Below are 13,202 nucleotides of genomic sequence, written 5' to 3' on the forward strand. Positions count from 1 at the left end.
ACTCCACCAGCGCGCTACAGACCATAGTGCGAGAACCGTGGCCGATTACTTTGATGCCTTTGATGTGGAGCTATTTTTTACAGATAACGTATACCCCACTCAAAATACTCCCCCAGATCAATGCCCTCCTCTGAACACCTCCCTCTTGTGCCATTCCACAAACCGTTCACCCGGATAATTTTCTTTCATCTGCGGCAACGCGATCTCTTTCCCCGCAAAATCCCAGAACAGCCGCTGTACCACCCCGCCACCATTCACCGCGTCGGAAACCACCACACGCATATTTTCATCCAGGCCAATCGAACCACGGTCGAACGCTTTATGATGAATTGCGCACAACGCCAGGCCATTAGGCACTTCACAAGGACCATGATGCTGCTTCCATCTGATATGGGCTGCTTCAAGGGCTATAGGGGCGTTATCGTGGCGCATATTGAAGCCGCAGACCGCACATTGATAATTGTAAGCTCGTAGCACCGCCTGGCGGAACTTCGGATCGCGTTGACGCAGAGAGGTGCGAATATCAAAACCCATCTCGTCAGCGATGTCTTCCTGAATACTGGTCGGAAAATGCGCCTCAAGGATCTGCTGCGCCAGCGCGTCGATTAGCTTACGTTTTTTTGTTACCAGCGCGAAATTGACGGCATCAAACCCACCAGCGACATTATATTCAATGAGTTCGCGCTTGGGCGGCTGGCGGCTACCACTCGTTGAGCAGAATTCCGCGTTTTGCAATTCCCAGAAACCATCGCCCTTCAGACGCCAGAACGGCATATCCGGGCGCTGTTCACGGCGCTGTGGCCCATAGCGCTCCAACAAATCCAGCAATTGCTCATGAATTTCAGAACCATAATCAAACAGGCGATCGTGACCCTGCCGATAGTGCGAGAGGACATATAACAGCAATAACGGCTTATGCGGCGCTCGCTGTTCGCCTTTGCGCCAGATAGTAATATTTGATATCGCTTGCTTTAGGTTTTTGTCAGAGGTCATTACGTTGAAGAATCCATGAGCACATAGTTGCGATGATGCTCGCAACTATATGTACATTCAAGACATTATTGCAGACATACTTTTTGTCTGTCGGCTCTGTACTGACAGTTAGCATTCTGATAACAACGGAAAAAACACAGCGCTCAACCGAGAAAGGTAGGTAACTTCTGGATTTTAGACATAAAAAAGATCTCAGTTGAGGTTCATTTATATGCTTTTGGTGCGAAGGCCGGACTCGAAACATAACTTAACTAAATGAAAAATAAAAATTAAATTTAACAAACCATGACATATGCCCCCATTTGTGCCCCCAACCATTTTTTCACCCCCGCTTCACCCTAGCTAACTGATATGACTCATTAAATAAGTGTTAAAGCTTCTTTTCGGTTAGGATCCGTCACTCGGAACCTAACCGGGACAAGAGTGTCATAAAAAAGTTTTTTTGCATTTAACTGTTCACACTGTTCACCTCGGTTATTTATCATTTTATATCATGTGGTTAGGTAGTGATGAGTTGGTGAAGAGTGAACAGTCGACTCTTCACCTTTATGATTTTTGATCGTCTGGATGTGTCCGGTCAGGTGATGCGCGTGGGGATAAAAAGTTTTTTTGGGTTTTACTGTTCACTCTGTTCACCTCTGGTTTTTTATTAATAATTTCATAATGATACAGGGTGAATATACGGTGAAGGGTGAACAATGAATTGTTCACCCCATGGTGTTGGTCAGATATAAAAAGACCGGCTGTTGCCGGTCTGAGATAGGTTGAATCGCTGTAGGTTTGTTACATTTAGGCAACCAGTCGTCGTAGATTTATTCTTTCCGCAGCAGGTTTTTCCGAAATGCCTGTTTTGTAATCAGCTTTTCATAATTCATCCCGCACTCAACAAGGATCATGATTAGCAGTTAATGTATTGAAATGATGATAAATCCTATTATGATAGTCACTATCATACACATATTTATAAATATATTACAAAACTAGACTGCGATGAAGTTACAGATCGTTTCAATATGATGTTGCATTGACAATTGTTTAACCTGACCTAATCCAGGGTAATGTCTTCGCGCATGCAATGATTTGAACCCTCTTAGGCCTGATGTATTATCAAAAAATTTAGGAAAATTTTGATCGTGCAATACAAGTTTTTCTAAAGCTTGCTGGAATTTGCCTGATGGATTCGAAGGAGTTCCATCATCTACAGAAGAAAAATGTCTAACTGACATAGCGTCAAATTCATTACTATCTAGATAGCTCACATGAATAGTCACTACGTATGCAGGGCCGCCAGACTCAGCGTAATCTGAACCCGCAATATTAAAATCACCAAAACCAATTACTGAATTATGAACTCCGGAATACCTTACATGCAAGTCCGAAAAATATGAATTAGAAGGATAGTCAGCGTTCCTTTTTTTCTTTTTAAAGGGATCATCCATTAATACTATATTGGATAACTGCTGTAAAACAATATTAGGAGAACCTTCAGGTATAATGTTAATAGAAAACACTTTTAAACGAGAAACTAGCTCTTTGGTTACCCCACTCTCAACATAGGATGCTTTCTCACCATTTATAATACCATTCAATCTATCAAATTCTTGAATATCATCAATGTATTTAATACACGGCATGAATGATATTCCTTTAATATTATATAGACTGTTAATAAAATTATTTGTATTACCTTTTAATTCACCTATTTCAGAGTTAACAATTATAATTGGTATAATTTTGTTTTTATTCAATAACTTAACTGCAACTTCGAGCTGTTTGAGATTTTTTCGTACGGGTTCAATTATCGGTTTAAAAAGATCGTTAGGAACAATAGTTGATAACTCTTTTAATGCTATCAACTCGTACTGCTTACCTCTCAGTAAAGGGAAGTACATATATCATCCTTTTCAATGTAGCTTGATAGTATTTTTGTCAGCGATCTCTGACGAGTCTGAGTAATACTATAGCTAATTGCCGATGATTTTAGTGATCTAGGTAGCGTATTAATGAAGCTAATATCATTAGCCCTATGTTTTTTCAGCGAGTTACGAAAGTGTTTTCTTAGGGTATAAGAATCTGTGTTCTCAAATATTTCTAAGCAGAAAGAATATACATCCATGTTTGGTAGGTTAATTTTATCCCCTGATATTTCCTCTGCCATAAATTTATATTCTGCAATTCTCATTGAACCAATCATTAATTTTGGATTAATTTCAGAATTGATGGTTAACGCAGGTTTAATTTCTTCCAGCTTATTTTTATCTGTGAGTTCAATGATACCAACAGCTTCTGGAACGATTAGTTTTATTTTTTCGATGTGAGTTTTTGCTGCTACAACATAAACTTTATCGAATAAGCTTATGTATGAATCTAATTGTTCTGGCAATCTCTTTAGATTATCTAACTCCGTTTTTATTTCATAGCAAGTTGATAATCCATTTATTATTACACAATCAGCTTTATTTGTTCCAACTCGAAATTCAGAAAGCATTACAGCTTCATTTTTTTTATGTTTTTTCAAAAATACTTCGTTTGCTATAATATTTTTGAAAAAATATTCTGATTTATATTCATGTGATAATTTCTTAAATGCTATATCGAATATTTCGGATACTTTAACAGGAAAAAATTTAGGAGTTAAAACATTACCTATTAACTCATGGAGTAAGGAAAAATCGCCATCTGCAACAGCATTAATAGCCTGACTTGTAAATAGCTGTCCAATATTTTTATTATTGCTCATTTCAACACCAATCTCACTCACGCACCTTTAGCCAAAAACCAATAGTATTAGACACAAATAGTAGCGTGATTTCCTTGATTCTCTCAACATTATTAAAGAATTTACGATTTTAAGGGATGCACTTACCACTAAAATCATATTAAAAACAATAATATCAATGAGATAATATTAAATCAACCGAGAAAGAGTGAGCAGCACATTGTTCAGCTTTCGGCAATGGCCATAAAAGAAAAGACCGGCTGTTGCCGGTCTGAGTGAGGTTATGTTGCTGCGGGGTCGTCGCACTTCGGCAGCCAGTCGCCGTAGCTTTCCTCTTTCAGCGACAGATTGGTTTGTATCCCCTGCTTGGTGTGCCGCTTCTCATAATTCAGGCCGTACTCTTTCAGCATCATGGGCAGCCCCAGCCCGAACATTTTCAGGCTGAGCACGTTCCTGTACCCGTTAGCCTCCATATAGGCCAGATACGCGTGATAGAGATATTTACGATAATTACGCGGGATGATGCTGGCATTCCCCATAAACATCCCGTTGGTCTGCGGGAGCATTTCCAGATAACCGCAAAAATCAAACGTCGGATCAGCATCGCGCTTAATGCTGAGCGCCTCGTCGGAGTTCTGCTGCGACTGGAGCAGTGCGCGGGCGGTCATAGGGGCGCTGAATTTCTGCATAAGCTGGCGCACAATCACGGCCAGCTCGCGCGCAATTTTATCCCTGAGCTGCGGGTCGCGTTCCTCCGGGGCAATCTGTTCCGGGAAGTGAATAATCACCCGGCGACGTGACACACCGCCGCTGCGGTCGGTGAAGCGCATGGGATTATTGTTCACGGCCAGAATCACCGCCGGAATATGCGTGGAATAGGGGTTCTGGTATTTCGGGTCAACCGAGACCGCATCGCCGCCGGTGATGGCCTTAAGCCCTGCGCCGTCACCGCTCCATTTTTCCTGGTCAGGCAGACGAATAAGCGAGAAGCCAATCAGGGAGGCACGCTTGCGCGGGTCTTCCAGCGTGTCGATATCGGCTGACGTGGCGTTATCCTCTCCGGCGAGCAGGGTCGCGATTTCAGCCAGAATACTTTTTCCACTCCCGCCGGGACCGGTCACTTCGAGAAAGAGCTGCCAGTCGTAACGGTTCGCCAGCACCATAAACAGCGCAGCCAGTATCACATCGCGTTTTTGTGGATTTTTGCCAGCCGCACGGTCGAGCCAGCGCCAGAAGTTCGGCGCGTGAGTCTCCAGCGTTTCCCCGTCCACCGGCGGGGTGAAATCCACGTCGCACAACGTGCGCAGCCAGTGTGATTTACTGTGCGGGCTGAACAGGCCGCTTTGGGTATCGAGTACCCCGTTGCGAAAGCCAATCAGACGACGCGCCGGAGTATCCTGCTGCGGAATAATCAGTTTCAGGGTCTCCACCACCGAGGCAATTTTCCCCGATGAGAACGGGGCGCGCAGACGCTGGAATAAGTCAGCCACATTCCGTGAAAAAGTGGCGGCAGGGATATTTTTCCAGATGCCGTTTTCATAGCGGGACAGGAGCTGGCCGTTCGCATCCACCGCCAACGCTTCGCCGTAATGCTCATGCACCCGCAAGGCCTTGTCGCTGGCGCTCATGGCGGTAAATTCTGCCTCGCTCATGGTATCAAACGGACTTTGCGCCGGTGGCCGGATTGCGTCATATATCGCTTTCCGCGTGGCCTCCCCGCCGTGCTGCTTAAACGTATCATTCCAGTCACCGAACACCGGAGGCAGGGCAACAACGCCCTCACAGGCGTCTGCGGCCGCAGCGGCTTTGTTCTGGCCGTCGCCGTTAAGGTCACGGTCGGCGGCGAGCACAATCTGACAGGCCGGGTGTTTCTGACGGGCAAGACTCGCCAGAGAAAGGAGGTTCACGGACGAGAGCGCCACCATGACGGTTTCGCCGGTCAGGTGATGCACGGTGAGCGCTGTCGCATAGCCCTCCGCAATCCACAGGCGTTTTCCGGCCTGTTTTTTCCCTTCGATGATATGACATGCCCCTTTGACCTGACCGCCTTTCAGGGTGCGCTTGAGACCGTCAGCATTGATAAGCTGAAGGTTAACCAGTGTGCCGGTATCCTCATACAGCGGGACAACCACATCACCGGCGCGGAACGTCACGCCGCCGGTTTTATGCATGACGGTGAGCGTCAGACATTCCCGGTCGGGGAAACCCTTGCGGGTGAGGTAGGCATTGCCGGTGGCCGGTCGGGTTTTCTCCATGAGCCTGACGGCCAGCGCGGCCGCCGCTTTGCGGTCGGCCACAGTTTCAGCCTCTGCGGCCGCAATCACTTCCGGGGCAACCGGTAACAGATTGCCGGTCACGGCGTTCACCTTCCCGGCGGCCTCTGAGGGAGTCACGCCAAACACTTTTTCTACCAGCTTAAGTCCGTCACCCGCGCCGCACTGATTGCAGAACCACGTCCCGCGCCCCTCTTTATCGTCAAAGCGAAAGCGGTCGGAGCCGCCGCATACCGGACAGGCCTGATGGCGGTTTTTAATCACCTTCACACCCAGCGCAGGGAGAATGCGCGGCCAGTGGCCGCACGCCTGTTTTACGGTTTCTGTTACGTTCATTTTCATGGTTGTTTTCTCCCTCAGTGCAGTACTGGTGCGGTGATATGACGGGCGCAAAGCTCATCCATCACGGCCAGCCCGAGAAAGGACAGCGACGGGGCGGCTTTGAGTGGTCCGGCTTCCATTAAATCTTCCAGCAGGGCACAGGCAATCTGGCGGCCTTTTTCCTCGCCGTGCTGGCGCAGGTAGAAGCCCTCCAGCTCGGCGGCAATGGCGCTTTCCAGCGCGTCGAGGGTGAGGTGCGGGTAGCGGTGCTGGCGTTCGCACAGGGTCAGCCAGGCACAGGCCACGGCACGACGATACAGCGCGGCGCGTAATGCGGGCGGTAATGGCTTTTTCATACGTTACCCTCCCCGGTCAGCCACTGCTGATTGCAGCGTTCGACCACACCGTCGAGCTGGGCGGTCATGAGGTAAATCACGGAGGTGAGCTGTAAGTGCTGCGCCGGGTCACGACGAACGGTGGCGCAGTCCTGCACCTGCATCAGGTCGCCGACGAGCTGGCCGACGTTGCGCATATGCTCCAGACATTCGAGGTCACGGGCGGTAATAGTGGTGTGTCTCATGCGCGCACCTCCGCAATCGGCAGACGGCCAGCAAACGAGAGGACGTAATCGCGAACAAGAGAAAGGCGTGCGGTGTGTTCATCACCGGCAACGGTGCGGAGCATACAGATACGGGGTTTACGGTCTGCGCGAGGAACGGCGGCAAACACAAAGACGAATTGCGGGTGTGACGGGGTGAGGGTCGTAGCCATAGGGGCAACCTCCATTGAGTAGCGGTTATCGCCACCACCGGAGCTGCAAATCTCATGGGTGGTGGCCCGGACAGGGTTTGCAGTACCGGCCTCAATGGATACCGGCCAGCCCGAAGGCTGCCCCGCCCGAACCACCATTGTCTGAAAGGAGCCACGGTGTAAACACCACAGCCCGAAAAATGGGTGTGTCTGAGCTACGACGTAAAAAAAGACGCATGGCGCGTCTGGTGTCGCCATTGAGTTACACGGGCTGCAAATCCCGACTGCCGATTTTGCGACAGCGGGAAAACTATACCTGGAAACGGCGAAAAGAAGCAAGCCAGAAAAAGGGGCTGTATGCTGAGCGGCCATCATCATGCGTCATAGCCCCGGTTGCGTTCGGCAATGCGATCCGCCATCCATGCAGTGATTTCAGACTGCGCCCACGCCACGTTTTTTCCGCCGAGGGAGATTTGTTTCGGGAAGGCTTCCCGGCTGATGAGGTCGTAAATGGTCGAGCGGGACAGGCCGCACAGATGCATCACTTCGGGCAGACGGATAAAGCGTTCGTGAACGGTATCAGAAACCGGCATCAGCGGGGCGGCAGGGGCAGAAGACGGGGAAGAAAAAGCGGTGTGCATCGGGCTACCTCACAAAGTCCATACAGTGCCGGTCGTGTCCGTCCGGCTTCGGGTAGCTCTCTATTTTGTGAATATTTTCCCTCAGGGCAACAAGTCATTTTGTACTGCTCCACCACACAACAGAGCGTTTTTTATACAGTGGCAAACGTTGGCCGTTTTTTGGCAAACGTTGGCAAACCGGTGGCCCATTGCTGATTACTTTTGTTTATATATTTATTATTTTTAATCACTAAAAAGTCTAAGTGGCTGACTGGCTGAAAAAACTGAAGGGTGAACAGTGGTGAACAGACGGTGAACAGTCAGACCTTCAACTGTTCACCCTTTAACTTACTGTATTACTTATCTTTTTATTTAAGGTGAACAGTGGTGAATAGTTATAAGTAAAAAAACAAACGGTGAGTAAGGTTTTCCTGCGACCTTTCTCTGGCCAGCCGGTTTTTAAGGTCTGTTTGTGCCAGCACTCTGACAACGGCAATGAATCGTGTTGTTGTGCAGGAGGCGTCAGAATCATTTCAGGTTGAACACACGGAGAGCCTGAACATGAAACCCGAACTCATTATCAAAGCCATGCAGACCGTTATCAGTAAACAGGATGAAGGCGCGGAACAACGTATTGCCGGTGCGCTGGCCGCACTTAACGAAGCAAAAGACGCACACACGGCCAGCATGGGTAAACTCAGCGACATTGAGGCTTCCATTCAGCGTTGTGAGCAGGAACGACAGACCGCGCTCAGTGAAAGTGCACAGGCCGAACAGGACTGGCGCAGCCGCTTTCGAACTCTGCGCGGCAACCTTACTCCTGAACTGAAAGCTGAACACAGTAAACATATCGCCAGCCGCGAACTGGCTGATGAGTTCACCGGTCTGATTACCGAGCTGAAGAAAGACAAAGGCCTCGCCATGCTCGATGCATGCTCCTCCGGTACTGCTTATATCAGCGCCCATGAAAAAGCGTTCACCACTTACGCCAACAGCGAGTGGAAGAAGGCGCTGGCCGGTATCAGCCCCGCACTGTTACGTGCCTTTCTGTTGCGTATACGGTCGCTGGAAATGAGCGGAGAAACCTCGCCGCGTGCGACCGTGACCCGTGAGCTGGGTGATGCCCTGAATATGCAGTCAGCCCTGTATCATTTTGATATGGAGCAGGAGCCGGTCCTGTCCGTAACGGGTATGAATCGCCCGGTCATAACCGGGGTTGATATGGCGCTGTTAAGAAGCCCGGCCAGACGGATGAAGCTTGCCGCTGAACTGGCCGAAAAATCCCACGAACAGGCAGAGGGCTGAATCATGTTTCACTGTCCGTTCTGCAAAAAGACCGCGCACGTCCGTACCAGCCGTTATCTGTCGGAAAACGTCAAACAGCGTTATCACCAGTGTACCAATATCGAATGTTCGGCCACTTTCCGCACCATCGAGTCGGTTGACGGTGTGATACGTGCCGCACCGGAAAAAACCGACCCCGCACCGGTGACGCCACCGCCGCCGCGTAAAGTACAGGGCTGCTACAGCTCGCCGTTCCGGCATTAATCAGGAGAGAGACACGTGACCACTGTGACATTGCAGCAGGCCTTTGAGGCCTGTCAGACGAACAAAAACACCTGGCTGAAACGTAAAGCCGAACTGGCCGACCTTGAACTTGAATACCGTGAACAGCTCCTTGCCGGTGACGAACAAATCCCGTGCAGAATGCAGGATTTGCGCGACAATATCGACGTGAAAAAGTGGGAGATTAATCAGGCCGCCGGTCGCTATATCCGCTCACATGAGGAGGTACAGCACATCAGCATCCGCAACCGGCTCCATGACTTTATGCAGCAGCACGGCGCGGAGCTGGCCGCCACGCTGGCGCCTGAGCTGATGGGGTATCACGAACAAATTCCCGCAGTAAAACAGAGCGCCATGCAGCACTCGGTTGATTATCTGCGTGAAGCCCTGTCGGTGTGGCTGGCCGCAGGTGAAAAAATTAATTATTCCGCGCAGGACAGCGACATTTTAACGGCCATCGGATTCAGGCCTGATGCGGCTTCGCGGGATGATAATCGCCAGAAATTCACCCCGGCACAGAACCTGATTTACACCCGCCGACGTGCAGAACTGGCCGCACGGTAGCACGCAAAAAAATCCCCGAAAATTCCGCTATTTTTCCTGAAAAAAGCCATGCATCCATAAGGTGCATGGTTTTGCATGCAAATCCCCGTATTTTTTATCCCACGCAACACCAGTACCGGCGCGGTCTGTGCCGGTTCATGCAACTGCATGAAAACTGCCCTATAAAGCGGGCAGGCGTGGCGGGGAGAGCATTGCGCGCTAATAGCAATGATGCACATTTATTTTCGAGCCCTGAGTACATCGTAGATGTATGCAGATAAAACGATTATGGATCTGTGGCAAATGCATAGAGTAGGTTTGATGCTCTTACGGGGCATGCAGGTGAACAATACCAATACATAATATATTGAACCTACCCCAAAAAATGAGTAGGCATACTTGTTAAAAGTATATTTCTGATCAATGATATAAAAATCAACACTCTAGGCGAAAGAGAACATGAAGTTAAATTATTTCACTTACAGAATAACCGACAATAGAAATCAACAAGTTTATTTTGATAACATTTCAGATATTATCAAAAATTTTTGCCTGCATAGAAAAAATCTCTTTTTGAGAAAAGTAAAGGATTAAAAAGACTATACCTAGCCATGCCTACCTCATTTGATGGCATATACTATTTGACCACGCCAGCAATTACTACAGCATTTAAAGCTGTAGATAGAGCAACTGGTGTAGTAAATGATTTGGCGTCTGTGCTGGGTAAAGATAGTCTAGAGAAAGTTACTTACTTTTTTATTGACCCTAAACATTCAATAATCGGAGTAACCTAGGGTAAAGGTAATGCTGACATTGATGATTTGCAATTCTTTATTAACGAAATAATTAATCAAGATTTTCAATCGCATATTTACACCTTCGAGCTTTGCACATTAAAAATAGAAATTAAATCCACATCGGCTACGAAATTCAAACTCATCACTGAAGCGCGAGTGAAGTTAAATAATGATTCCGTTGGAGATGTAATAAATGGATTGTTTGGCAAGGAACCATCAGATAATATGGAAGTGCAAATTATCGTAAAAAGAAAAGATAGAAAAGAGAATGTAAAAGATTATATACAACCATTACTCTCAAGTTTATCCTCATCCAATGACAAAGAATATGCAGAAATTTATTTCAGAGCTAAGGCAGATGAGTTTCAATCAAATGTGAAAGAGTTCATTCTAGACCAGAATCAGAATATTTTTGATATAATAAACCCTCATCTCAAGGCAAAGATTGAAGAGCAAATACTTGAAAAAAGATACAAAAACCAAGTTGTGATAAGTGAATTGAGTACATATGCACAAAAATTTACTGGACGCATACATTCAGGTATTATTGATCCAGTGTGGAATAATCTAAAAACAGAAAGTTACCACAAAGCAAAAAGTTGAGGATGACGATGCTTACTAACCAAGCAATAGTAATAATTAATTTAGCCACGTGGGGTGTAAGCATTCTTATTGCTGTTGTTTTTTCTCTCATTGCGGTGTTTTGTGAAAACCAATACATAGAGATAAAACCTGAAGGTATAATTGGCATCGCTACATTATTAGGGACTTTCAGTTTCACAATGACTGGATTCATTGCTGCAATTGGCGCTTATATCATATCGGTGTCTGATAAGACTTCTTTTCTAAGGTGGCGACAGCAAGGATATATAAATATCTTCTACCATATATATGGGCAGAGCATTGTTTTTTTATTGGTAACATTTTTATTATGCATGGTGGCTATCATAATGCCATTTAATGTTGCATTAACAGTTTTGAAATGTGGTTTATACATTCTCATTCTTAATATTGTTCACATCATATTAATAACTGTAATTACACTCGGTCAAATGCAGAAAAAATAAGTTAGCTTTTGACCGGTATTTCTCACTTTTTAACTTTAAGCGTGTTTCCAAACTCATATGGCGTGACTTGAGAATGCTTACTTATATCTAAATAATCCGCCCACCATTGAACCATAAGACGCCTCTCATCTAGATGTTCAGAAGTATGAATATAAGCTGCACGTACATTATTACGCTCTGAATGGCTCAACTGTCGTTCTATAGCATCTTCACTCCATAATCCGGACTCACCCAATGCACCACGGGCCATCGTTCTAAACCCGTGCCCGCAAACTTCGGTTTTCGTGTCATAGCCCATCGCACGCAATGCGCTATTTACCGTGTTTTCGCTCATAACCTTAGTTGCGTCATGATCACCCGGAAAAAGCAGCTCTTTATCACCACTAATCTGCTTTAACTGGTTTAGCAAAATCATCGCCTGCCGACTAAGCGGAACGATATGCTCCTCTTTCATCTTCATGCCACGGTACGAGTAACGCACACCTTTAATTTCTTCTCGTTTTGCAGGTACTCGCCAGAGAGATTTATCGAAGTCGAACTCATCCCAACGCGCGAAACGTAACTCACTGGAACGCACAAAAGTTAGTAAGGAAAGCTCAACCGCGATCCGCGTCATTACACGGCCACGATATGCAGCAAGACGAGCAAGAAACTCAGGGAACCGGCTGGAGGGCAAAGCGGGGTAATGTCGCGCTTTGGTTGTCGATAGCGCACCGGCCATATCACTGGCTGGATTTGAGTCGATGTAATCGTTCTGTACTGCATAACGCATAATAGCCGTGACTCGCTGCTGAAGGCGCTGTGCAACGTCATGCTTACCACTGGCATCAACTTTTTTAATCGGGGCTAACAGGTGGCTAGTTTTGAGCTGACGGATGTCAGACGAACCAATATGAGGAAAGATATAAAGCTCAAGATAACGTAGAACGCGTGATCGGTGATCTTCACTCCAGCGCTTATTACTAGCATGCCATTCACGAGCGATAGTTTCGAAATAATATGCCCCCGAATTCTCGGCCTGAGCTTCTTTCTGTTCGGCTTTTGGATCAATGCCCTGCGCTAACAGCTTTTTAGCTTCATCGCGCTTTGCTCTTGCCTGAGCAAGCGTCACAGTAGGCCAAACACCAAAAGCGAGGCGATCCTCTTTTTTGTCTGAGGGGCGTCTGTATTTCATGCGCCAGTATTTAGAACCCTTGGCCGAAACCTCGAGATACAAACCGCCGCCATCGGCCATTTTATAGGTTTTGTCTTTTGGCTTTGCGGTCTCGACCTGTCTGGCGTTGAGCTTCATTTGGGGGCACATTTCTAATCGAAGTTAAGATGCCCCCAATTATGCCCCCAATGACATCCGGATTTCAACGGACAACCTCGGACGACTCAGGACGTAAAAATCGCTGTACGCATTGATTTTAAAGGGATAATTGGACTTTCTCGGATGGTCTTGGAAGTACTAATGGTGCCGAAGGCCGGACTCGAACCGGCACGTATTTCTACGGTTGATTTTGAATCAACTGCGTCTACCGATTTCGCCACTTCGGCACTGAAGAGGTATG

Annotated in this window: 14 protein-coding genes and 1 tRNA gene; 5 read left to right on the forward strand and 10 right to left on the reverse strand. The window is 47.0% G+C overall.

Annotated elements, in window-relative coordinates; all coding sequences use genetic code 11:
* Nucleotides 1-117 precede the first annotated feature (117 nt).
* The 8 genes from J4617_RS11610 to J4617_RS11645 all read right to left on the reverse strand — a co-directional run bounded on the left by J4617_RS11610 (nucleotide 118) and on the right by J4617_RS11645 (nucleotide 7,697).
* Complete coding sequence (locus J4617_RS11610; protein ID WP_017465694.1) at nucleotides 118-993, reverse strand: phosphorothioated DNA-binding restriction endonuclease; 876 nt, start codon at nucleotides 991-993, stop codon at nucleotides 118-120.
* A gap of 980 nt (nucleotides 994-1,973) precedes the next feature.
* Nucleotides 1,974-2,885, reverse strand: coding sequence for a sce7725 family protein (locus J4617_RS11615; RefSeq protein ID WP_208290692.1), 912 nt, complete (start codon nucleotides 2,883-2,885; stop codon nucleotides 1,974-1,976).
* The gene (locus J4617_RS11620; protein WP_001750172.1) at nucleotides 2,867-3,754 is read right to left on the reverse strand and encodes a sce7726 family protein; all 888 of its coding nucleotides are present in this window, start codon (nucleotides 3,752-3,754) and stop codon (nucleotides 2,867-2,869) included. Before J4617_RS11620 ends, J4617_RS11615 begins: the two co-directional genes overlap by 19 nt.
* Nucleotides 3,755-3,993: 239 nt before the next feature.
* Entirely contained in the window at nucleotides 3,994-6,327 is a 2,334-nt protein-coding gene (locus J4617_RS11625) for a primase-helicase zinc-binding domain-containing protein (protein WP_001750171.1), read from the reverse strand.
* Nucleotides 6,328-6,341: 14 nt separating this feature from the next.
* A complete protein-coding gene (locus J4617_RS11630) occupies nucleotides 6,342-6,662 on the reverse strand; it encodes a DUF5375 domain-containing protein (RefSeq protein ID WP_000743144.1) in 321 nt (106 codons plus the stop codon).
* Nucleotides 6,659-6,886, reverse strand: coding sequence for a hypothetical protein (locus J4617_RS11635; protein WP_001216597.1), 228 nt, complete (start codon nucleotides 6,884-6,886; stop codon nucleotides 6,659-6,661). The genes J4617_RS11630 and J4617_RS11635 overlap by 4 nt, the downstream gene beginning before the upstream one ends.
* Nucleotides 6,883-7,434, reverse strand: a complete 552-nt coding sequence (locus tag J4617_RS11640; RefSeq protein ID WP_065304736.1) for a host cell division inhibitor Icd-like protein — start codon at nucleotides 7,432-7,434, stop codon at nucleotides 6,883-6,885. The genes J4617_RS11635 and J4617_RS11640 overlap by 4 nt, the downstream gene beginning before the upstream one ends.
* Nucleotides 7,431-7,697 (reverse strand): AlpA family transcriptional regulator, encoded by a 267-nt coding sequence (locus J4617_RS11645; RefSeq protein ID WP_000556587.1) that lies wholly within the window; start codon nucleotides 7,695-7,697, stop codon nucleotides 7,431-7,433. The genes J4617_RS11640 and J4617_RS11645 overlap by 4 nt, the downstream gene beginning before the upstream one ends.
* A gap of 540 nt (nucleotides 7,698-8,237) precedes the next feature.
* Here J4617_RS11645 and J4617_RS11650 point away from each other — a divergent pair.
* The 5 genes from J4617_RS11650 to J4617_RS11670 all read left to right on the forward strand — a co-directional run bounded on the left by J4617_RS11650 (nucleotide 8,238) and on the right by J4617_RS11670 (nucleotide 11,649).
* Entirely contained in the window at nucleotides 8,238-8,981 is a 744-nt protein-coding gene (locus J4617_RS11650) for a capsid protein (protein WP_208290693.1), read from the forward strand.
* A gap of 3 nt (nucleotides 8,982-8,984) precedes the next feature.
* Nucleotides 8,985-9,224 carry an ogr/Delta-like zinc finger family protein gene (locus J4617_RS11655; RefSeq protein WP_000468231.1) on the forward strand — a complete coding sequence of 80 codons (240 nt, stop codon included), beginning with the start codon at nucleotides 8,985-8,987 and terminating at the stop codon, nucleotides 9,222-9,224.
* 15 nt (nucleotides 9,225-9,239) lie between these two features.
* Complete coding sequence (locus tag J4617_RS11660; RefSeq protein WP_000214429.1) at nucleotides 9,240-9,806, forward strand: phage polarity suppression protein; 567 nt, start codon at nucleotides 9,240-9,242, stop codon at nucleotides 9,804-9,806.
* Nucleotides 9,807-10,738: 932 nt separating this feature from the next.
* Nucleotides 10,739-11,185, forward strand: coding sequence for a hypothetical protein (locus tag J4617_RS22995; RefSeq protein WP_243770867.1), 447 nt, complete (start codon nucleotides 10,739-10,741; stop codon nucleotides 11,183-11,185).
* Between the two features lie 8 nt (nucleotides 11,186-11,193).
* On the forward strand, nucleotides 11,194-11,649 hold the full coding sequence (locus J4617_RS11670; protein WP_000957221.1) for a hypothetical protein: 456 nt from the start codon (nucleotides 11,194-11,196) through the stop codon (nucleotides 11,647-11,649).
* A gap of 22 nt (nucleotides 11,650-11,671) precedes the next feature.
* Here J4617_RS11670 and J4617_RS11675 read toward each other — a convergent pair whose 3' ends face one another.
* Nucleotides 11,672-12,940 (reverse strand): integrase arm-type DNA-binding domain-containing protein, encoded by a 1,269-nt coding sequence (locus J4617_RS11675; RefSeq protein ID WP_001750170.1) that lies wholly within the window; start codon nucleotides 12,938-12,940, stop codon nucleotides 11,672-11,674.
* 163 nt (nucleotides 12,941-13,103) lie between these two features.
* A tRNA-Leu gene (locus tag J4617_RS11680) sits at nucleotides 13,104-13,188 on the reverse strand.
* Nucleotides 13,189-13,202: the final 14 nt, after the last annotated feature.

The sequence above is a fragment of the Salmonella sp. 32010601201800023SM genome, assembly GCF_017572235.1.
Lineage (GTDB): Bacteria > Pseudomonadota > Gammaproteobacteria > Enterobacterales > Enterobacteriaceae > Salmonella > Salmonella enterica.